Consider the following 21154-nt stretch of genomic DNA (forward strand, 5'->3'; position numbering starts at 1 on the left):
ATGTTTAAAATCACTTATAAAGAAGAAAATATCATAAATATTCTTATTCAATATTTTATAAATTGATTTTTAGCTTAATAAAGCTATAAGAATGTTTGTTTTATAGTATTACTTAGAATTTAGTTTTTGCTATAATACAAAATGTATATAACAACAATTATAGATAGACAATATTTGTTTCATTATTAAAAAAGAGATGAAACTTAAAAAAATTAAACAACTTATTTTACTTAGTAGTTTAGGATTTAGTGTGATTGCTAGTTCTTGTACTGATAAATTACCTACAATTAATCCTGGAAATAAAATAGAAATAGAAAAACCGAGTAATCCAAATCAAGAAAATCCGTCACAGCCTACTGATCCGAATCAACCAACAACTCCAGATAAACCAACAGCTGTTTATCCAAAAACATTTACATCTAAAGACGCAAAGATTAATCTATCAGTTAAATCTAACGAAATAGTTTTAAAAAATAAATTTAATTCAAAAGATATTAATGATGCTGCATTCTTTTTGGATCAAGTAAATCTTGAGAAAAATCCAGATAAGAGTGCTGATATATCTTATTATTCTTATAATGTTCCTAAAGCATTAAACGATTTAGCAGATTTAGTTCATACAAGAGAACAACAAAAAAAGAATGAAACTAAAACTGAAGAGAATAAAGAAGATAAAGCTAAAACTGTTGATGCTAAAGAAAGTGAAAGTGAATCTAAAAAAGAAGAAAAATTAGATTTATTTAATGTCAAATTTGAAGAATTTAGCAATCCTTTAATCTATGGTTTAGATCTTTGAGGAGTTAGCGCGATTCAGTTTAAAGAAGATGATTTAGATCTTTTCTTATCTTTATTTAAAATTAACAACAAACCGATTAATAAAGTTTGAAAAGGTTTAGCATTCACCGAAGGCCAAGAAGAATTAAAGAAAACTTTTGAAGATGCGTTTGCTACTCAATTAGGTATTCAAAAAGATTCTGAAGAATTTAGAAAACAATGAGAACTTCATTACGGTAAGATAAATTTATTATTTACTGTTGATAACTTATTTGTTTTATTTAGAATTAGCGGGTTGTCAATTAATAAGCTTGATAAAACAATTTCTGGTAAATTAAATTTAGCCATCGGTGCTGATCCACAAGGTTTAGCTAAAACAGGTCCTGAATTAGCAGAATCAAAACCAACTACTAAAACAAACGATGAAACTTTTGAAACATCGTTAGATTTCACAATTAAAAACGCTTTTTAATTAGTTTTTTAATTACATAATAACTACTCAAAATAATTCATTCATAAAGTTATTGATTCAAATTTATCAATAACTTTATTTTTAGTTTATCAATATTTTGCTACTTTTATAAAATATATCTAATATTGCTCTTATAGATGTAAAATGAATAATAAAATATATCTTTGTTTCGATGTTGGAGCTACTTCAGTTAAGTATGCTTATATTGATTCTCTTAATTTATCAATAATTAAAAAGGGGTCATTTGAAACTAAAAATAGCAAAGGACTATTTGAAAAAGAAATGTTGATAACAAATCTTGTTAAACAAATAGATCTAGCAACTAAAAATTACGAAATTGTTTTTGTTGGAATCGCTACTTTTGGTGGGGTTAATATTAAAACTAAAACAATTATCTACACAAATGAATCAGTTAAAGAGTATCTTCATACGAACTGGGATGAAACGATTAACAATAACAGACAAAACAAGATTGATGTTGTTGTTTTAAATGATATTAAAGCTTGTAGCTTAGCTGAGTTTGCTAAAAAAGATAATGATAATGGAATAATGGTAACATTAGGTACAGGATTTGGTGTTTGCTTGTATTCTAGACAAGATGTTTATTATGGAGCTAATTATTTAGCAGGTGAGATTGGTGTTTTAAAAATTCTTGACGGGGTTGATCAAGATATCGATACAGCTTGTTCAGCAGTAATTACTACAAATAAAATAAAGGCGATTTTAAAAATAGATAACTTAAAATTAACTGATCATAATCTTATCAATGTTAACGAACAAGCTAAAGCTATTAAACAAGAATGGATAAACAATATTGTTAAAACATTTAAGATTATCAATGCATTTTATGATCCAGAAATCTTTATTATTGGTGGTGGAGTTTCAAGTGATGAATTAATTATCAATGAAATCAAAAATAACCTACCTCTTAACTTTAATAAGGAAGTAGTAGGCGCTTCATTAGGGAATGATGCAGCTTTCTATGGATTAATTGAATATTATCAAAAACATTACAAATAAAAATCCCTCAGATAATTGAGGGATTTTTTATTTCATCATTTGGATCTTTTAATCTTATTAAAACATCTTAGATAAGCTATCCATTTTAACGTCTTTCTTATCTTCTTCTGAAGCTGCGAATAATGGTAAAGAATGACATCTCATAGATTTAGCTTTAACTGAAATTGGGAATGATACGATTAATTGGTTAAAGTCAGTAACTTTAGTGTTGTATAATCTTCTGCTTGCTGAGATTTCTGCTTCAATGTATTGACTACTACTCATTAATTCAGCAATAGCTGAAGAAGATTTTAGGTTAGGATAATTTTCAAAATTAACATTAATTGCTTTTGAAATAGAATTCATAATCTTTTCGTTATCGTTAATTTTGTTCATATCACTGTTAGAACCTGATAAAGAGCGTAATTTAGTAATGTTTTCTAAAGTACTTTTTTCAAAATTCATTTGCGCTTTAACTTGTTCTACTAACTTAATTAAAGTATCTTTTCTCTTAACTTGGTTAATATCAATCGCACTTGCCGCTTGGTTGATTTCGTTTTGTTTTCTTCTTAATTCGTTACCTCAACCATATCATTTAATAGTTAAGATAATTCCACCAACGATAGTTAGTCAAGCAAGAATGTATAAAAATCATCATAAACCAGAATCGCCACCACTAGCTTGTGCGTTGTATGTAGTATTATCTACATTCGGATTAAAAGCTTCAGTTTTCTTATTAGGATCTACTAACATATGTATATAATTTTAATCTAGTAATTGATTTAATTCTAATAAATTATTTTTTAATTTAGCAATCGATGTAGCGATTATTTGATTATCTATATCTTCTGGAGTTGTTGTATTAACAAAGATAAAATAGCCATCATCGTTCGCTTGAACATGAACATAATTAGAACAGTTTTCTCTAATTTCATCTAATAATTCTAAATAACGTTGATTAGCTTGATTTCTAAGAATCAAGAATGGATTTAGAAGATCAATACTTCTTTTAGCATGGTTTATTTTGAAATTAGATTCGTTATTAAGTTCTAATTTAAAGTTATTAGCAATATTGAAGTATGATTTATTCTTATTATTGGTTATTGTGAAATTATGGTTATGTTTATTTTCTTTTTTCAAGAAATAAACGAACTTAGGTTCATAAATAGGGTAATATCTTACATAAGGTACAGGAATGATTTTACAACCAACATGAGCACCTACTACTGGAACATAATCAATTTCTTCGTATTTTTCATAAGCATTTTGCAAGATTTCGTATCTAACAAATTCTCCATCTTTATGAATTTTATTAATCTTATATCAAGATTCTGTTCCAGGGATTGATTTATTTATGTATAGTAAGTTATTTCTAAATACTTTAGATAAGATGTATTCATAATTCAACTTCTTAGGAATAATCGATTTTTCAAAAGTATCTGAAGTTGAGATCTTGTAATTCTGATCTTCGCTATACCATTCACGACTAATCGTTGGCGATAACATGAAAGGAGTAACTCGTTTAGCTCAATTTGATAAATAATCGCTAACAACAGTTTTAATAATTTTGATTAGTTCTGTAATTGTTTGGTATTTATCTTTAACTAAATACTGAACATTAAGATCGTTTAAACGATAAGTTAAATCTAAATCAGCTTGTGTATATGTAACTTTTCTAAGTGAATTACTTAAACCAGTATCAAAACCTTTTAATTCGCTACTTGTAATTGCTTGTGGAGTATTAACTAAAATACGATCTAATTTTTTGAAATTAATTCAGTTATCAGGGTTTTGATATCATTTAACATAATCTTCTTGAGCTTTAATCGTAAAGAATTCTAATAACTCAGTATTAATTTGGTTGTTTTTGTTGGTAATATTCATCAATTTTGAAAATTCTTCGTTTTCAAAATTGATACGGTTTTTATTTTTTTTAGCTGCTTTTTTATCTAATAAATTAGTTTCAAAACTAAAGCCAGGCTTGAAATTTGTTTTAAGAATTTGGTGACGTGTTGCACGAATGAATGGTGTGTTTTCATAGTGGTAAGCAACTAATGTTTCATAGCGGGTAATAGTTCTTCTTGAAACACTACCATCAGAATTCATTGAAACAGAGACATCAGTGTATGGGAACGACATTTGATGACTGGTCGTAACGTATTCTCATTCCTTATGTTTAGCAATACAATCAAGAATTGGTGTGTTTTTATATTTTAGAGTTATCGCACTACTAACATCTAACAATTCTTTGTGATTCTTTTTTAAATAAGTATAGATATCTTCATCACAATCATTCTCAAAATCCATATTAAGTTTTCTAGCGACATACTTCATTAATTCGTTGTAATTAACACGAGAAGCAAATTGTAAACTTAATGAATGATTAACATTTCAGATATCATTTGTTTCAGCTAATCTTGAGCTTTCAAATTCTTCAAAAGCTTTAATAGCTTTTTTGTTCTTTAAGAAGATTGGTAATAAGAACAGACCAATAATTAAGAAGAATGAAAAGATAATAAAACCGTTACCAATCTTTTTACCACGAATATTATTCTTAACATAATAGTCCTTAATTTCTTTTAATAAACGGTCACATTCTTTAATTAAAACTTCCTGTTTTTTGAAAGGACTATGATCTTCATTGATTATTGTAGATAAATATTGATCAACTAATGGATCAATAGATTCAGTGATTTTGCCATAAAAATTATTAATCGGATCTACTGCTATCTGAACATAATTTAGATGATATTTATCGTGATTTTCATCTTTTCATTTATTCTCATTATAATCATTAACAAAAGCGGGAATAGCTAATCCTGATATTGCATTAGAATTAATTAAACTACTTATGTTAAAGTTTGTTTTTCTAAAACTTTCTAAATAATCATTTTCAGCATTTTCATAAACTATAGGTTTAGAATCAGCTGGTCTGACTTCTTTTGGTGTAAGATCTGTAAGAATTTCTGCATTGTTATTTTCAGGCATTACACTATTATCAGTAACTTCGTAACTAACACCAGGTCCTGACACAACAATATCATCTTCAGAATTAACTAATTCTGAAGGAGTCACATTATTTTGATTGACTTCAATTTTGGTTGGTTGTTTTTTAACAACAACATTTTTGGTATCTATCCCACCAATCTTAGGAGCTATTTTAGCTACTTCTTTATTAGTATCATCATTACTAGCTAAAGAACTTAAATCATCTGCATCAACAACTTTGTTATTTTCTTCTTGATCATTAACAAGGTTATTATCTAGATTTTCAACATTATTGTTTTGATTGATTTCTTGTTTATTTTCTATATTATTTTTGTTATCTTCTAATTCTTTATTAACAACAACAGATTGTTGAGTTTTACCGAAGATAGGTGCTATTTTTGGAATCTTATTTTCAGTAAAATCGTCATTATCCAAAGCTAAAGAACTTAAATCATCATCAATAATTACTTTGTTATTTTCTTCTTGTTTGTCATCTAAAGAATCATTATTATTTAATGATTCTTCTTTTGCAAATTCCGATTCATTTTTTAGTTCTTCTTTAGTTTTATCTAATGATTCGGATTGTTTGTTTTCTTCTAAATTAGATGATTCTTCTTTTTCTAGATCTAGTTTCTTATCTACATCTTCATTCGCTTTATTAGATTGATCTTGATTATTGTTTTTAGATATTGGAATACTATAATCTCAATCTTTGTTATTATCAGAAAATTCTTTTATAGACATATTAATAATTTACATAAATTACTTGTTTAGTTAATTATTATTTAATAATTAAAAAACTAAGTATAGTTACATTTATTTTATTAGAAATAAAAAAATGCGTTATTTTATCCTTCTATATATTTAATAAAAAAACAAGAGATAAATTTTGTTTATCTCTTGTTGATTAGAAATTTGCAAAAAAGAATTGATTAAAAATTGTTGCTATTTAGAACCGGTGCCTGTACCAGTGCTAGTGCTTGTAGTTGCTGATGTAGATGTGCTACCGCTCATAACAGAACCATTAGCACCTGCGCTAGCTTCAGTTTCTGTACTTACAGGAGCTTCTGCGCTAGCTGATAAAAAACCTGTAAGTTTAATAGGATTAGCAGCAGTTACAGTTGTTTGTTTTTTAACAAATTTAAGAGTAATAGTTATACTTGTATCTTCTTTTTGACCTAGAACTACAGATAAGCTTCAACCATTAGAAATAGTTTCTGGATATGGCGTAGCTAATTTAAAACTCATATCAGTAAGTTCAGAAACTTTAACGGTGTTTCTATTAACAACCATCTTATTTTTAACTATTGAAAAGCTATCGCTAGTTAGTCTGTTAATGTATTGTTGAACATTAGCTACTTCAGATGAAGGATCGATTGGCATTCTATTTGTTGAACCATTTGATCCGGTTGTTTTAGAATTCGTAGATTGGGTTGCTGATTTAGAGTCATCTCTACAACTAGCAGCCGCTAAGCTTAATAAAGATCCTACACTTAATAAGCTAATTAATTTGAAAATATTTTTTCTTTTCACGAAATTTACTATCTTCCTTGTTAATGATTTAAATCTAAATTTGCTCTTATATAATTTTTAGTTATTTAAATCCTCGAAAATTCTAACATAGCAAGGATATATGTTGTATTTTTTACATTTTATAAGCATTTTTTTAAGAATTTATTGCGATGAAAAATCCTTAAAACATTTTTTTGTTAATAAAAAATTAACCATATTTATGAATTTAAAAACTCATTAAATATGGTTAATTTTGGTTTAAAATGATTATCTTAAAAACGATAAAATTGTCGTTTTATTTGGACTAATAGTCTAATTCAACACTAATTAATCAGTTATAAAGTTCATCAACTAATTCGGTTCATAATCATTCGTTTGGTGAAATATGATTTTCAGGATTTTTCTTATTTATATACTCACAAAACTTTTCTTTATCAAAGATATCATATTCACTATCATTGATATAAAACTCAGCAAGTTCTTCAATTTTTGAAGCAATCTCTCTATTTTTGGAAGTCTTTTTAAGTTGGTAATAAATATCTTCAATTGTTGATATTATGTATTCGCAATTATCTAAATCCTTATTAACATCAATACCAATTGAGTTTAGATAATTGATAACCTTAGAATCGCGATAGCGTTTTTTGATCTCTTCAGAATAAGCGCTATATTCATAACCGCTTCCATCAGAGTTTTTAATTCTTTCTCTAGCTGTTGGATTGTTCTTAAGATCCAATCTAACTTTTTCCATTTCTAATCTATTAGCTTGAGAAAGAATTTTACTTCCCTTTTTATACTTATCCTCATCGCCATCATTCAAGTAATCTTTTAATAGTTTTTCGATGTAATCATTATTAATAATTTGCGATTTTTCTTGAGAAATTCAACCATCTTGTTGGTAATAATCATCAGGTAAATCATCAGATTTTTGCATAATGATCTTTTCGATATCATCAACATAAGTTTTACATATCGCTATCGCATCTTCATAACGTGATTTTAAAAATTTAAAGGTTTCTTGATTAAGCCCTTCTTCAATAAGAATCACCGATTTTTTATTAGGTTTATTTTCTTCAGATTCATCATCATATGAAATGAAATCATCAAACTCAATATATAATTGATCGTTAGAACTAGGAAGTTCTTTTACATTTTCTCAATCAAAACCTTGACGCTTAGCAGATACAAATCTGCTCATTAATTTGTAATACTTTTGAATGTATTCAACACAAGTTTCAGGGTCTTCTAGTTTTTCATCAAAATTTGTCTTTTTATCCTTGATAAAAATATCACAAATATCACGGAAAGCTTCGTTCATTTTATCGATATTTTCTTTGATATTAGGAACAAAAATCTGATCAGTATTACCTTCACAGAATAAACGATAAGCTTCATCGATGTTCTTCTTCATCGTAGCTACCTTACGGTAATAAACTACAGATCCGTGCGGTTTTACTCCGTGTTCATTATGAACTCTATTAGTTCTTGAAATTGCTTGGATTAATGATTCGTATTCTAGAACCTTATCTAGATATAAACAGCTAACTCACTTAGAGTCAAAACCAGTTAACATTTGATCAACAACAATAACAAGATCTAATACTGCTTCTGGAGTTTTATCGATATATGAATAAGATTCTTTATGAGCAAGACGTAATGCAACATCTTTTTTATATTCATCTCATTCAAATGGTTGTCAATTTGTATTGAAGTTATTGTTATATTTTTCAATGATCTCATCCATTGCTTGTTTACGGAATTGATCTTTCTCAAAAACTACTTGACCAACGTTGTAGAAATTATCAACATTTGGATCGAAAATAGCGGTTATTTTTAATTTTTTATCTTCAGGTAAATCTTTAGATAACTCTTCAAAAAGTCTAAAATAATCAATTGCTTCAACAATTGAATTTGTTGCTAAAATGCTGTGGAATTTTTTATCAGAAGTTAATTTATTGTTGTTATCTAAAATTTCATTGACAACTTTAATTCGGTGTTTTTTACCAAACCATTTTTCACTGTTATCAATTTTTTCTTCAAACTTAATATCATCTAATGATTGCAATTTTTTTAAGTAATTAGCATACTCTTCTTTTTGTTTTTCGCTAGCATTAGCTAAGTATTCATTTTCATTTAGATCTGGATTAAGATCTAGAAAAACCTTACTTCTAGCGTAACGTTTTTTAGCAAATGAATATTCAACCGTCTTAGCAATACTTGGGTCGACTGGTAAAATACTCTTATCATCCAAAGCTTGCTTAATTGAATAAGTATGTAATTCATCACCAAAAATTTGTTTAGTAGTATTACCGAACTCTTTATCAAATACTGCTTTCTTTGCGTTTTGAGCATAGATGGGGGTTCCTGTAAATCCAAACCAGATCGATTTGCTAAACATATTTCTTAAACCATTAAACATTTCACCAAATACACTTCGGTGACACTCATCAATAATAAAAACATTTCTGCGATTAGCTATTTTTAATAGCTTTTCTTCGTAAAATTCATTACTTATCAAACGATAGATCATTTGAATTGAAGTTTTTATTATTCGATCTTCTGCTTTTCTTGAAATTATCTTATTGTATAGCTCTTTAGTGCTAGTTGAATCCTGAATGTTTTTATTGCTGTTATCTGAAAAATTACGATATTCCAGGATTGATTGATGACCTAATTGAACTCGGTCAAAAAGAAAGATAACTTTATCCAAAGGATAATGACCATTTAAGTTATTCTTTTCAAAGATTCAATCATAGATATGTTCAGCCGCTTTTCAAGAGGTCATAGTTTTACCAGAACCAGTCGCGTGATAAATATAACCACCTTCAAAAGTGTTACTAATTATGCTATCTTCTAATTTTTCTTCGATTTTCTTAACAGCGTGGTATTGATAACTTCTTAAAACTTTAAGAGTTTTATCTCCAGCATCTGCAATAGTAAATTTACTAATGATTAAGTGAGCTTGAGGAATTGCTAAAAATTCCTTAATAAAATCTTTTCAATCGGTAATTTTATTGTTTTTATCATCAGTTCAGTTAAAACAAAATTCACTAGAAAACTTACTGTAATCTTGTTCATATTCACTTCTGCTTCGTGCGTTTGCAAAATACTTAGCATTTTCAGGTTGCATCGAAACAAACAATTGAACACAACTCATTAAACCTTCATCAAAAACACCTTCAGAATGGTATTGTTTGATTTGTGAAAAACCTGAAATAACACCATTACCTATATTCTTTAATTCGATATGAATTAATGGCATTCCATTAATTAATAAGGTAATGTCGCCACGTCTATTTCTATCTCTTAAACAATTAAATCTTGGTTGTTTAATTATTTGATAAATGTTCTTAGCTCCACCATTTACATTTTTGTTAAAAATGTATAAGTCAATTTCTTTAGACTCACCATTCTCATCAGGATCTCTTCTAAAAATGATGTTGCCATTTAATAAGAATTTGTTGAACTTATAAGGGGTGTCTTCTTTCTTGATAATATCAATTATTCTTCTAACTTCATCTTCGCTAAGTCTGCGTTCACCAAGCTTGTTCGGTGCAGAGTTGTTATTATGCAGAATTTCGATAAAATTATCGATAATTTGCTTACTATTTCAATTTTCAAAAAGACCTCCATCTCAACCATATTCTTGGAGTTTTTTGATTACTTCTTTTTCAAATTCTAATTCACTATTATAAGTCATATTAAATCCCTTTTTACTGTTAAATGGGTATAAGAAAATTAGTTAGATAAACTAACTAATTAGAATTTTTTAATAGGTTTTTTAAATCTTCAATACCTTTTTCATCATTCTTATCTGATGTTGTTAATTGATCTAATAGTTCAACTAATTCACCTTGAATTTCATTAATTTGATTTTGAATTTCTAAAAGATTATTCGAATATTTTTCGTTTAAACTTACTAAATCATAAGATAAGTTTTCAAAGAATTTATCAACTAATCCAACTAAGCTATCAACAATCGGATTAATTCATTTATCAACTAAAAGTTCTTTAACTTGTTCTTCAGTTAATGATTTAGCAATAACTAAAGATTCTGAATTTAATTCTTTTTCTAACTTCTTCTTTTTAGTATCAATTTGATCCTTTAATTCGGTAGATAATTTTTGTATTTCAAGAACCTTAGCTTCAAAAGAATCACTATCTTCTTCAGCTATAGAATTAAATTCTTCAAGAACTTCTTTAGTTAATTTTTTGTTATCTATTTTCTTTAATTCTTTAGTGAAATAATTCGCATTATCTGATTTTTCTTCTTCAGAAAACGATTCGTAAATTTCATTAATTCTTTCACTATATTCTTTTGATGATTCATTAAGAGCTAATCATTGATTATACTTTTCGCTAAAGAAACGTTTCTTAATAAGATCTAATGAAATGATTGAATCATTATCATCTGTATTTTCATTAGTTTTAATTTCATTAATGTTCACATCAAAGATAGCTGCTCTTACAAAACCATCTGATAAAATCGACATCATATCATTTGATATAAAATTTCAGTTATCATCAAATGTTTGATAAGCTTCATATTTCTCGATGAATTTTGAATTTTTGATAATTGCATTAATTTTTTCATAAACCTTATCTTTAAGAATGTCTAATGAGAATGAATCGACACTATCGTTCTTTTTAGTTTTTAGTTGTTCATCTAATTTATCAATTAATTCTGTTTTAAGAACATTCGATAGATTTTGTATTGTTGTTTTTTCGTTTAACTTATATTCATTAACTTCTTTATTTTTAGATATAAGATCAAAAATATCGTTATTATTTAAGTCATAATAACCTTTTTTGGTTTCTTTAAACAACTCTTTCTTTAATGATGAGAATAGTTCTCAAACATTATTTCATTTGTTAAGCTCAGTGTTTGGAATGCCGCCATTTATTATTGCATAAATATCTTGATGATCACTACTTTCTGTAGTATTTACATATCTCGAAATATTAAGGTTATATTTGTTTTCAATGATTTCTTTTCTATCAACAGCTCTGTAGAAATCACCTGATATATTTCTATTCTTTTTAAATTCTTTATAAACATCGATAATTCGTTTGATATCAGATGATCTTAATTTGTGTTTTTTACCTTCTTTTATATAGAAATCTTTAGCATCAATAAATAAGATATTGCCGTCATTATTCTTAGAATTTGAATTCTTAAGAATCATTATAATTGTTGAAATTTCTGTTCCATAAAAGATATTAGAAGGTAATCCGATAACTGCTTCTATGTGTTTTCCTTCAACTAATTTAGTTCTAATTTTCTCTTCAGCACCACCTCTGAATAAAACGCCATGAGGTAAAACTATAGTAACAACACCTTCAGTATTAATATGATGTAAATCATGTAATAAGAAAGCATAATCTGCCTTCGTTTTAGGAGCTAAGCCGAATTCGGTAAAACGCATATCACCTTGTTTAGGTTCTCAATGAATAGAATATGGTGGGTTTGATACCACAGCATCTACTCTTAATGGCTTATTAGTTTCAGGTCCATCAAGCGGTCAATCTGAAGTTAAAGTATCAGCTTTTCTAACTTCAATTTTTCGTTTTGAAATACCTCTCATTATTAGGTTCATTCTTGTAAGGTTATAAGCTTCTACTTTGATATCTTGAGCGTAGTAACTTATTAATTTCTTATTAAATGTTCTTTGTAAAGCATCACCTATAGTTAATAATAATGAACCTGAACCAGATGTCGGGTCATACACTTTAATTGATTCGTTAGGTTTTTTAACATCTTTTAGGTTTTCATGAACTATTTCAGACATTAATATTGAAACTTCATGCGGTGTATAGAATTCTCCACTCTTTTTACCTGCGTTTTCAGCAAATCTTGAGATTAAATATTCATAAACAAAACCTAAAATATCGTAATTTTGTTTATTATCTATTGGAATGTCTCTAACGATATTAAATAATTCTTTAAGCCGTTTATCAAGTTCGATTGAAGAAACCTTGTTGTTTTCTTCTTTACCTAAATCACTTAAAGAGTTAGCTAGATCATTAAAGATTCCACTATACAAACCAACGTGTTTATTTTTCTCAGAGTTTAGTGATTCTTCAAACTTTAAGAAAGCATCTCTAATTGGTTTAGTTTTAATATATTTATCTTCATCCTTTAATCATGTTGAAAATAAATTCTCTTCTTCAATAAAAAAACCGTTAGCGATGAATGATGTATCTTTTAAATCTTGCCCGCTATCTTGAATCTTATTATTTATTTCTTCTTGCCTTTCAGATAAGAATTTATAGAAGATAAAACCTAGGATGTAATCCTTGTATTTACTTGAATCAACTTTAGTTCTAAGACTATTTGCTGCTTGTCAGATTCTGCTTGCTAATTTCTGTTTGTTCATTTTGAAATCGATATTTCGTTAGGTTAATTATTACATAAATAATAATTTTTCGATTATGTATAATATAATTTATTAATAAATTATATTATATTACAGAATAATTTTGTTAAAAAAAGTAGCTTCGGAGCGCTTTATTTATTTTGTTGGTTTAATTTAAATTGTTTATGTATTAACTTGTTTTTAAATGAACAAGACTTCCGTATTACGATATAGTAGTAGATTACGATATAGTAGTAGAAAACATATTAATCGAATTAACATACATAAAACTTATAAGGATGATTTAACTAGATTTAAGAATCCTAAAAAAACGTAAAACAAACCAAAATTAGAATTTTTATAAAAAAGTTATTTAATAATTGAAGTTTTTTTGGCTTCAAAATAAAACGGTGTAACCTATTAGAATAACATAATCAAGATTATTTACAACTCACAGAAGGTATTTATAGATTCAAATCACAATTAATATTGTCGCTTTTTAATTCGTTGAAAGCCTTTAAAATAAAGGATTTTAACAACAAAACACTGGTCGGAATTTTTTGTTTAAAAATTTTTTAAAAAATTTAATTGGTTAGGTATTGATTTTTTACAAAAATGCGTTAATATATGGATGAATAATATAAAAAAAGAAAATATGAAGGTTTCTGCCATTAAGACTGATTCAGAATATTTCCAGATCTCACTAAACGCAATTTTTGATAAGGTTCAAAAAAATAAATTTATCAATACTAAATGATTGCAAAAATTTAATAATAGTGAATTTAGAAAATTTTTGAATAAATGGCAACCTATTAAAGTCGAAGAAACAGTTAATGATTTTTGTTAAATAAAGAAATAACAATCGATCTAAATTAAAAAATAACTAGATTAAATTAAAAACCATCTTCACTTTGAATAAATAAAATTATAGGTACTACATATGATCTTCCAGAAAAAGAGAGAATTATTAATAAGCAAACCAAGAGTTTATCTAAACTTAAAATCACGAATGATATCTAACTTACTTAAAATAGACCGCGAAACTGTTACCCTTCAATTAGAATACAACTGAGCCGCTGATAAATCAGGTAATATAGCTCTGATTAATAAAATCAATAAATTAATTGATAGAAGCTGAAACACTAGTCTAAAAAAGTTAGTTGCTAAATTTAAAAAGATCCAAAAATGAACTGAAGATGAAGTTAAATACTTTTCTTCAAGTATTATCGAGTTACAGGATAAAGAATTATCATTATTCTTAAATATTAATAATAGAAACGATAATAAGCGAGGCTTATTAAAAGTAAAAAAGCAAAATAGCGGGCTTTTTAATATGTCTAGATCTGCTGCATAGCGGCATTTCTAGCAAATCTCTCAATCTTCAAGATATATAAAAGTGTTGAACAAACGCTTTTTTTTATTTTTTTATAAGAAAACTAGGGATTATTAACGAATTATCTAAGTAAAATTAATCATAATAACAAAAAATATAAGCCTTAAAAGGCTTATATTTTTTTTGTGTTTGATCAAATATTATCTTGTTAAAAACTAAGAAAAATCTTTTTTATTCTTTAATGAAGTTACTTTTACTTCGTCATCATCTTCTTCTTTAGGTTTTTCTTCTGAATTATACATTGAAAAACCATTACCAAAAGTACTTATAAAAGTATCCATGTTTTCCATAAATTCACTGAATTTTTTTGAATGTTCTTCAGATTGTCCATCACCAAACAAAGCTTCATTAACTTTTTGGAAAACTTCTCCTAAATTAGCAATGTTAAGAGTATCTATAGAATCTGGAATTTGTCCAGTAAATTTACTTATATTTAACAATTCACCAATAGCTGCATATTTATCAAAACCCAATGCTTTTAATAAATCGCTTTCGCTAACATCGTCGGTTACATTTAATCGTTCTTTTAGTTCTTCTTTAGATAACTTAAGTATTTGCGCTAATTTCTCTAACATCTTCTTTCGCTTTTCTTTCTTGAATTTCTAATAATAATGTTTTAGCAATAATTAATTGTTTCTTTTGGTATTTGGTAATTCTAAAAAAACATTGATTCTTTTTGAAAAATAAGTTTGTAGCTGTTGCTATATCAAGATAAGTGCTACGTTGCTTTGTATACATAAAGAATCCAAAAATCCCAAATCCTAATACTATTAAAAAAGCAATTAAGAATAATCTTGATTCAATTAATTGATAAGTTTGACCATCGGCATTTTTATCCATCATTACCATTATTGTGGTGTTAGGTATTTTATTTTGATTTTTAAAAAAGATTGATAATCCGATGATAAAAACAATAATACCGCTTAAAAATCCGACAACCATCATTATTCATGGTTGTTTTTTATTTCTAATACATCAATCAATCGATTTGATTATTTCGCTAATGTTCCGATTGGATCTCATGGTTCTAGTAATATCGGTTTTTTATCAAACTCTTTTTTAAGATTTAATTTATCGATTAAATCTTCAAATAATGGCTTAGTAATTGTTACTTGGTAAGCAAATTTTTTGAAGTAAGAATCTGACATTACAAAAAAACCTTCGTGACCAACATCATTACCTCATGAGTTTTCAATCTTCCATTTGTTAATCTTTAAATTAGCCATTGCTTGATTTAAGTATTCATAAGCTTGTTTAGTTTTCTTAGCTGATACTAATTTGTTAAATTCCATATCGATATCTAAGAAACTATCAAGATCTAAATCAACACCAGTAATCACCATTGCGTGGTTAACTGCTGATAATCAATAATCTAATTGATCAGCTTTTTCTAGAGATAAATCAACATTAAATAATGTTTCATAATCAAATGATTGATCATCTCAGAAAGTTCTAGCTTGGTTTAAGTAAATTTGTTTTACTTCACTACCAAATCATACAGGGTTTTTATTTAACAATTGTTTGATTGTTAAATAACTAAATAAACCTTGTTCTAAGTTGTAATGAATAACTTCTTCACCTTCAACTACGTTGTTTAAGTATTTAACACCGAAAGTTTGGTTAAATGGTTTCTTAATTGATGGTGCGTTGATAACTGAGATAAAACCTTGATTTTCAATTAAATCACTGAAATATTTTTTATAAAAACTTAATGGAGTGTAGTTTTTTTCTGTGATTTTTGATGAATGATAATTAAATCTAGATTCAGAACCATCACTAGAATCACTCTTAGTTATTTTTGTATAACTAAAGTCAAAACTACTAGGTAATTCACCATAAATTGTGCTTAGTAAATAGAAAACATCATCTAAAGCCTTTGTTTTGATTTTTTGTAATTCTTCAACTGGTTTATCTTTGTTTTCAAGAATACTAGCAGCTGCTTTATTTAATTTCAAGTTAATTAAGTAATTAACTTGGTTAGTTGATGAAGTGTTAGCAGTATCTGGCATTACGCTCTTAGGTACTAATCCATATTTTTTAATTACGTTAGTAAGCATAGTTCACTGACCACCATCAGCAACACCATTTCTTAAGATGAAAGTTAAAGTACGATCTCTTAATTTTTCATTTCTTAGATCGATAACTGATTCTAAGAAATAGTTACAACGTTCAAATTTATCTCAGAAAGCTAAGTAGCTTTGTGATAATTCTAAATCGTCAATATTAAGTTCTTTAGCTAAGTAATATCTTAATAAGTTCAATCCAGCAAAGATTCAGCAACGACCAGTTTGGAATTGGTTTACAACATCTAAACTTGGTAGATCAACATTGAAAGATAATGAGTTTTTTGAAAAATTATACCCATTGTAAGCTACAGCTTTAGCACCATTAGCATTTAAGATATTAGTTAATTGTTTGTTAAATTTAGATCTTGATAATGCCTGGATTTGTTTAATTGAGTCTTTTAGTTCTAATTTTGACATTATTTAACTCCTTTTAGATTAGTTCCTAATGGATCATAACCATCGATTAAGATCGGTTTAGATTCAATTGCTTGTTTTAAGATCTCTTTAGTTTTTAGTTGTTTAACTAAATCGATTAATTCTTCATTAATGAATTTTGGATTTGCGAAGAAGTTATCAGCTGCATTAGTTGATACAACCACATCAATTAAGTAGTCATTGAATCAACTATCAGTCATGTAATAGAATCCTTTAACTCCAACTTTACCACCTCAAGAGTTTTCAATTCTTCATTTCTTGAATTCGAAAGTGTTAGCTAATTCTAAAGCAAATTCGTATTGGTTGATCTTCTTAGTTTTCTTGTATTTTTGAACTAAAGCTTTTTGGTTATTTAAAGTTTTTTGTTCGTCAAAATCAACACCGCAGATAGCCATTGCGTGGTTAGATGAAATGAAGTGGTGTCTTACTTGTTGATTACGATCGATGCTAAAGTCAGAGTTGAATAAAGCGTCATAATCAAAGTGCTCGTTATCAAAAGCACCGGTTTTATTATCACGGTAGTGTAAAACATCAGCAGCAAATCACATTGTTTGCTTAGAAATTAAGTTAGCTAACGTGAATAATTTAAGGATCTTCTTATCAACATTTAAGAATGTGAAGTTAGCAGCTTCAATAATATTATTAGAATCTTTTAATTCGTATTTTTGGTTGATCTTGTAATCTTGATCATTACCAATTGTTCAAAGATCTAAAAATTCAGCTGAATCATACTTAACGTATTCTTTAGCGAATTCAAGTGGAGTAATACCTTTGATATAAGAGAATTCAGCTTTAATTTCTTTGAATTCTTGCTTATCTTTTTCTTCTTGTTTCTTAAGTTCTTCGGTTTGTTTGTCTGTTTCTTTATTTTCTAAAGCTTTGTTTTGTTCAGATTTCTTAGAATCTTCTTCTTTTTTATCTTTTTCCTTGTTTTCTTCTTCTTTTTTAGCGTCAGCTTGGTATTGTCAATCAAACTTAGTAGGAACAGGTCCATAAGCTAAAACAAGCATTTCTAACACTTTTTTAAGTGTTGATTTGATAATATCTTCTTGTTTTTTACTATCTTTTTGATTAGCTCTAATTTCTTTAGTAGCTTTAATTAATAAGATTTGTAATAACTCATTTAATATGAAAGTATTATGACCTGAAAAACTATCAGGCATAATTTCTTGAGGAACTAAACCATATTTATTAACTAAGTTATCAAAATAACCATATCAACCACCGTCTTGTCCTGCGTTTCTAAGTTCAGAATTTAGATCACGGTCATCTAGGTCGATATTAGCTTTTTCTACCATCTTGTGTAAGAAGGTGTTAGCTCTTTCATATTTGTCTCAAAAGTCCATGTAAGTTTGAGAAAATACGAAATTAGACATCTTTAAGTTGTCAGCTGTTCTTCTTCTTAAAGCATTAAGACCAGCGAAGATTCAACATCTTCCACTCATATCTTGATCAGTAATGCTAAAGCTTGGTTTTTGCGCGTCGATTAAAAACTCATTTAAGTTCTTATCAGGGTTAAATACATTAGTAGCTAAAGTATTAATATCATTAGTAACTAATGCATTTCTAGTTAATAAATATTCACGGTTTTTTTGATAACTTAAATTTTTCTTTAAGTATTTTTTGTAATCTAATTTATTGTTTTTTTCCATAAGATTTAGTACTTTCTTATCTCTCTTTGAATATCGCGATTTTTTATTGATTCTCTTTTATCGTGACGTTTTTTAGGTTTTGCTAGATGAATACTAACTTTAATTTTATTTTTTGAAAAATAGATCTGATAAGGAATAATTACCATCGATTGTTGTTTTCTTAATAAATCGATCTTTAAGATTTCGCTTTTATGTAATAACAATTTTCGTGTTCTTGTTTCATTATTAGTTTTTGAAGTATCAAACTTATATTTTGGGATCAATAAGTTTAAAATATATGCTTCATTTTTTCTAATAATGACATAACTATCATCAAGACTTCCATGGTGTAGTGCTAATGATTTAACTTCATTACCTGAAAGACTTATGCCTGCTTCGTATTTATCTAGTAGTTCGTAGTTGTGTTTAGCTTTTTTATTATTAACTAATAATCTCATTAAGCTTTTTGTTGTTTTTTGTTTTTTACCATCTCATCAAACTTAGTGTTAAGTTTCAAGAATAAAAAGATGTTTATTGCATTAATTAAGAAAAAACCAACTATTAATAAGTAACCAAAAACATCAATTCCTAACTCATAAACATTAGCTGATGGTATATTGCTAATTTTAAAAGCATATCCAAAATGATCGCCAATCATAATATCTTTACTAGCATCAGGGAATTGAGTAAAATCAGTAATCAATAAACCTAGAATTAATATAATTCCGCAAACTAGTATAAAAAAACTATAACCAAAAGTTCTGTAGTTAAAAATTACTTTACTTTTCTTATCTAGTTTTAAATAATTCTCATCTTTAAAACTATAACCATAATAGAATAAAGCGCTAATTACATTTATTAAAAATAACACAATACAACAAACTCCATAAGCCGATAAACTTAGTGAAGTATTAGTTTTCATATATGATCCGATAATAGGATCATTGTTTGGTGAAAATAATCAAAATAATCCAATAGCGCTATCAGTGTTTGGTTGGTATTGTTTAGGATACACTACACCTATTAGGATTAATAAAGATAATAATAATAGACTAATTGAAAAAATACAAGCAACTAAAAATCTTCAAAAATCAACTTTGATGAAGTTGAAAAATTTTGAATTTTTTCTAGAGTCTTGTAGTTCTTTTTGAAGTTCTTCAATTTTGCTATCAATATCTTCGGCTTGTATTTTTATCATTTTACTAAAGTTTCATCCTTGCAATATCTTTAGATAATCAAATCGAGTTAGTTTCTTTTACTTGAATCATATCTTCGATACGAATGCCTCCTACATCTGGGATGTAGATACCAGGTTCAATAGTAACGATTGAATCAACACCTAATTTTTCATTAAATGCGCTTGAAACGTTTGGTTTTTCGTGAATATCAATTCCAACACCATGACCAGTTGAGTGAACAAACATTCCTTTGAATTCTGATTCATCAACTAAATCACGACAAACCTTATCAACTTCTTTACCAGTTAAATCAGCTCTAGCAGCTTCAATTCCTGCCAAATTAGATTGATCAACTAATTTATAAGCGTTAATTAATCTTTGGTTTTTTGGTTTGTTTAAAACTCAAGTTCTAGTAATATCTGAACAGAAGCCTTGGTAGATTGTTCCAAAGTCTACAGTAATAAAATCACCATCTTCAAACTTACGGTTAGTAGGTTTGTGGTGTGGTTTAGATCCATTTGGTCCAGATGCTACAATCGGATCGAAAGAGTTTTTTTCACCACCAGCTTCAATTAAAGCAAAAGTTACAAGTTTAGCTAGTTGCATTTCAGTCATGCCTAACTTGATCATTTCTGGTAATTTATTACCAACTTCTTTTGTAATATCGATTACTTTAATTAGTTTTTCAAGTTCAGAAGGAGTTTTAATTGCTCTTAAACTTTGCGTATCAATTGCAGTTTGTTTTTCGCTAATACGATCTAATAATCCTTGGTATTGGTAAGTTAAATAATCAGCTTCTATTAATAAGTGCTTGATATTTAATTTTTTTGCTACATCAGTTAATGCGTTAGCTGTCATTAAAACTACTTCAGTATTTTTAATTGATTTAGTAGCAGCCTCAAAATAACGCGAGTCAATTATTAAAACAGAATTAGACTTAGTAACTAATAAAAAACCAGCAGACGAATTAAACTCTGTAAATCATAAACGATTTTGATCAGAAGCTAATAAGATTCCATCTGCGTTGTGTTTATCTAATTCTTTTTTAATAATGTCGTGTTTGAATTGAAAATCTTCTAACAACATTATTTACGTTTAACCTCTTTGTGCATAGTCGCTTGACGACATCTTGAACAATATTTGTGTAAGTTTAATTTTTCAGGGTTTTTCTTCGCATTTTTTCTTGTAATGTAGTTAATTTCATTACAAGTATCACACCCTAATCTAGTTCCACGTTTTTGTGCCATATTTTTATTACTTCCTTATCAATTTTTTATAAAATAGCTTTTTTATTTTAAATTTTTAATTTTTTTTTGCAATATATTATTTTAAATAAAAACAAATAAAAAA

17 protein-coding genes are annotated in these 21154 nt (G+C 27.3%); 4 read left to right on the plus strand and 13 right to left on the minus strand.

Going from position 1 to position 21154, the window contains the following annotated elements; genetic code table 4:
- Positions 1–196 precede the first annotated feature (196 nt).
- Together NMG68_RS01730 and NMG68_RS01735 are read left to right on the plus strand one after the other, a co-directional pair.
- Entirely contained in the window at positions 197–1246 is a 1050-nt protein-coding gene (locus NMG68_RS01730; protein ID WP_255034979.1) for a hypothetical protein, read from the plus strand.
- A 144-nt stretch (positions 1247–1390) separates the two neighbouring features.
- Entirely contained in the window at positions 1391–2266 is an 876-nt protein-coding gene (locus NMG68_RS01735) for an ROK family protein (RefSeq protein ID WP_255034980.1), read from the plus strand.
- Between the two features lie 57 nt (positions 2267–2323).
- On the opposite strand, the gene NMG68_RS01740 is transcribed toward NMG68_RS01735, so the two are convergent.
- From NMG68_RS01740 to NMG68_RS01760, 5 genes are all read right to left on the minus strand, one after another.
- Positions 2324–2998 (minus strand): LemA family protein, encoded by a 675-nt coding sequence (locus NMG68_RS01740; RefSeq protein ID WP_255034981.1) that lies wholly within the window; start codon positions 2996–2998, stop codon positions 2324–2326.
- 12 nt (positions 2999–3010) lie between these two features.
- Complete coding sequence (locus NMG68_RS01745) at positions 3011–5977, minus strand: hypothetical protein (protein WP_255034982.1); 2967 nt, start codon at positions 5975–5977, stop codon at positions 3011–3013.
- A gap of 201 nt (positions 5978–6178) precedes the next feature.
- Complete coding sequence (locus tag NMG68_RS01750) at positions 6179–6766, minus strand: hypothetical protein (protein ID WP_255034983.1); 588 nt, start codon at positions 6764–6766, stop codon at positions 6179–6181.
- A gap of 283 nt (positions 6767–7049) precedes the next feature.
- On the minus strand, positions 7050–10445 hold the full coding sequence (locus NMG68_RS01755) for a type I restriction enzyme subunit R domain-containing protein (protein ID WP_255034984.1): 3396 nt from the start codon (positions 10443–10445) through the stop codon (positions 7050–7052).
- Between the two features lie 55 nt (positions 10446–10500).
- Entirely contained in the window at positions 10501–13122 is a 2622-nt protein-coding gene (locus NMG68_RS01760; RefSeq protein ID WP_255034985.1) for a type I restriction-modification system subunit M, read from the minus strand.
- A 610-nt stretch (positions 13123–13732) separates the two neighbouring features.
- Between NMG68_RS01760 and NMG68_RS01765 the strand changes: the two genes are divergently transcribed.
- Together NMG68_RS01765 and NMG68_RS01770 are read left to right on the plus strand one after the other, a co-directional pair.
- A complete protein-coding gene (locus NMG68_RS01765) occupies positions 13733–13948 on the plus strand; it encodes a hypothetical protein (RefSeq protein WP_255034986.1) in 216 nt (71 codons plus the stop codon).
- Between the two features lie 93 nt (positions 13949–14041).
- Positions 14042–14455: a hypothetical protein gene (locus tag NMG68_RS01770; protein ID WP_255034987.1), complete on the plus strand. Its 414-nt coding sequence runs from the start codon at positions 14042–14044 to the stop codon at positions 14453–14455.
- Between the two features lie 194 nt (positions 14456–14649).
- Here NMG68_RS01770 and NMG68_RS01775 read toward each other — a convergent pair whose 3' ends face one another.
- Genes NMG68_RS01775 through rpmG form a run of 8 tightly spaced genes read right to left on the minus strand, consistent with a single transcriptional unit; the run spans position 14650 to position 21051 of the window.
- Positions 14650–15069, minus strand: coding sequence for a hypothetical protein (locus NMG68_RS01775; protein WP_255034988.1), 420 nt, complete (start codon positions 15067–15069; stop codon positions 14650–14652).
- A complete protein-coding gene (locus NMG68_RS01780; protein WP_255034989.1) occupies positions 15041–15517 on the minus strand; it encodes a hypothetical protein in 477 nt (158 codons plus the stop codon). The genes NMG68_RS01775 and NMG68_RS01780 overlap by 29 nt, the downstream gene beginning before the upstream one ends.
- The gene (locus NMG68_RS01785; protein ID WP_255034990.1) at positions 15487–16977 is read right to left on the minus strand and encodes a C1 family peptidase; all 1491 of its coding nucleotides are present in this window, start codon (positions 16975–16977) and stop codon (positions 15487–15489) included. The genes NMG68_RS01780 and NMG68_RS01785 overlap by 31 nt, the downstream gene beginning before the upstream one ends.
- Positions 16977–18647 carry a C1 family peptidase gene (locus tag NMG68_RS01790; protein WP_255034991.1) on the minus strand — a complete coding sequence of 557 codons (1671 nt, stop codon included), beginning with the start codon at positions 18645–18647 and terminating at the stop codon, positions 16977–16979. The genes NMG68_RS01785 and NMG68_RS01790 overlap by 1 nt, the downstream gene beginning before the upstream one ends.
- Before the next feature lie 5 nt (positions 18648–18652).
- Positions 18653–19084 carry an SsrA-binding protein gene (gene smpB / locus NMG68_RS01795; protein ID WP_255034992.1) on the minus strand — a complete coding sequence of 144 codons (432 nt, stop codon included), beginning with the start codon at positions 19082–19084 and terminating at the stop codon, positions 18653–18655.
- Positions 19084–19824: a hypothetical protein gene (locus NMG68_RS01800; protein WP_255034993.1), complete on the minus strand. Its 741-nt coding sequence runs from the start codon at positions 19822–19824 to the stop codon at positions 19084–19086. The genes smpB and NMG68_RS01800 overlap by 1 nt, the downstream gene beginning before the upstream one ends.
- 4 nt (positions 19825–19828) lie before the next feature.
- Positions 19829–20890 (minus strand): aminopeptidase P family protein, encoded by a 1062-nt coding sequence (locus NMG68_RS01805; protein ID WP_255034994.1) that lies wholly within the window; start codon positions 20888–20890, stop codon positions 19829–19831.
- Positions 20890–21051: a 50S ribosomal protein L33 gene (rpmG, locus tag NMG68_RS01810; protein WP_255034995.1), complete on the minus strand. Its 162-nt coding sequence runs from the start codon at positions 21049–21051 to the stop codon at positions 20890–20892. The genes NMG68_RS01805 and rpmG overlap by 1 nt, the downstream gene beginning before the upstream one ends.
- Positions 21052–21154: the final 103 nt, after the last annotated feature.

This window comes from Mycoplasma bradburyae, assembly GCF_024338845.1.
GTDB lineage: Bacteria > Bacillota_I > Bacilli_A > Mycoplasmatales > Mycoplasmoidaceae > Mycoplasmoides > Mycoplasmoides bradburyae.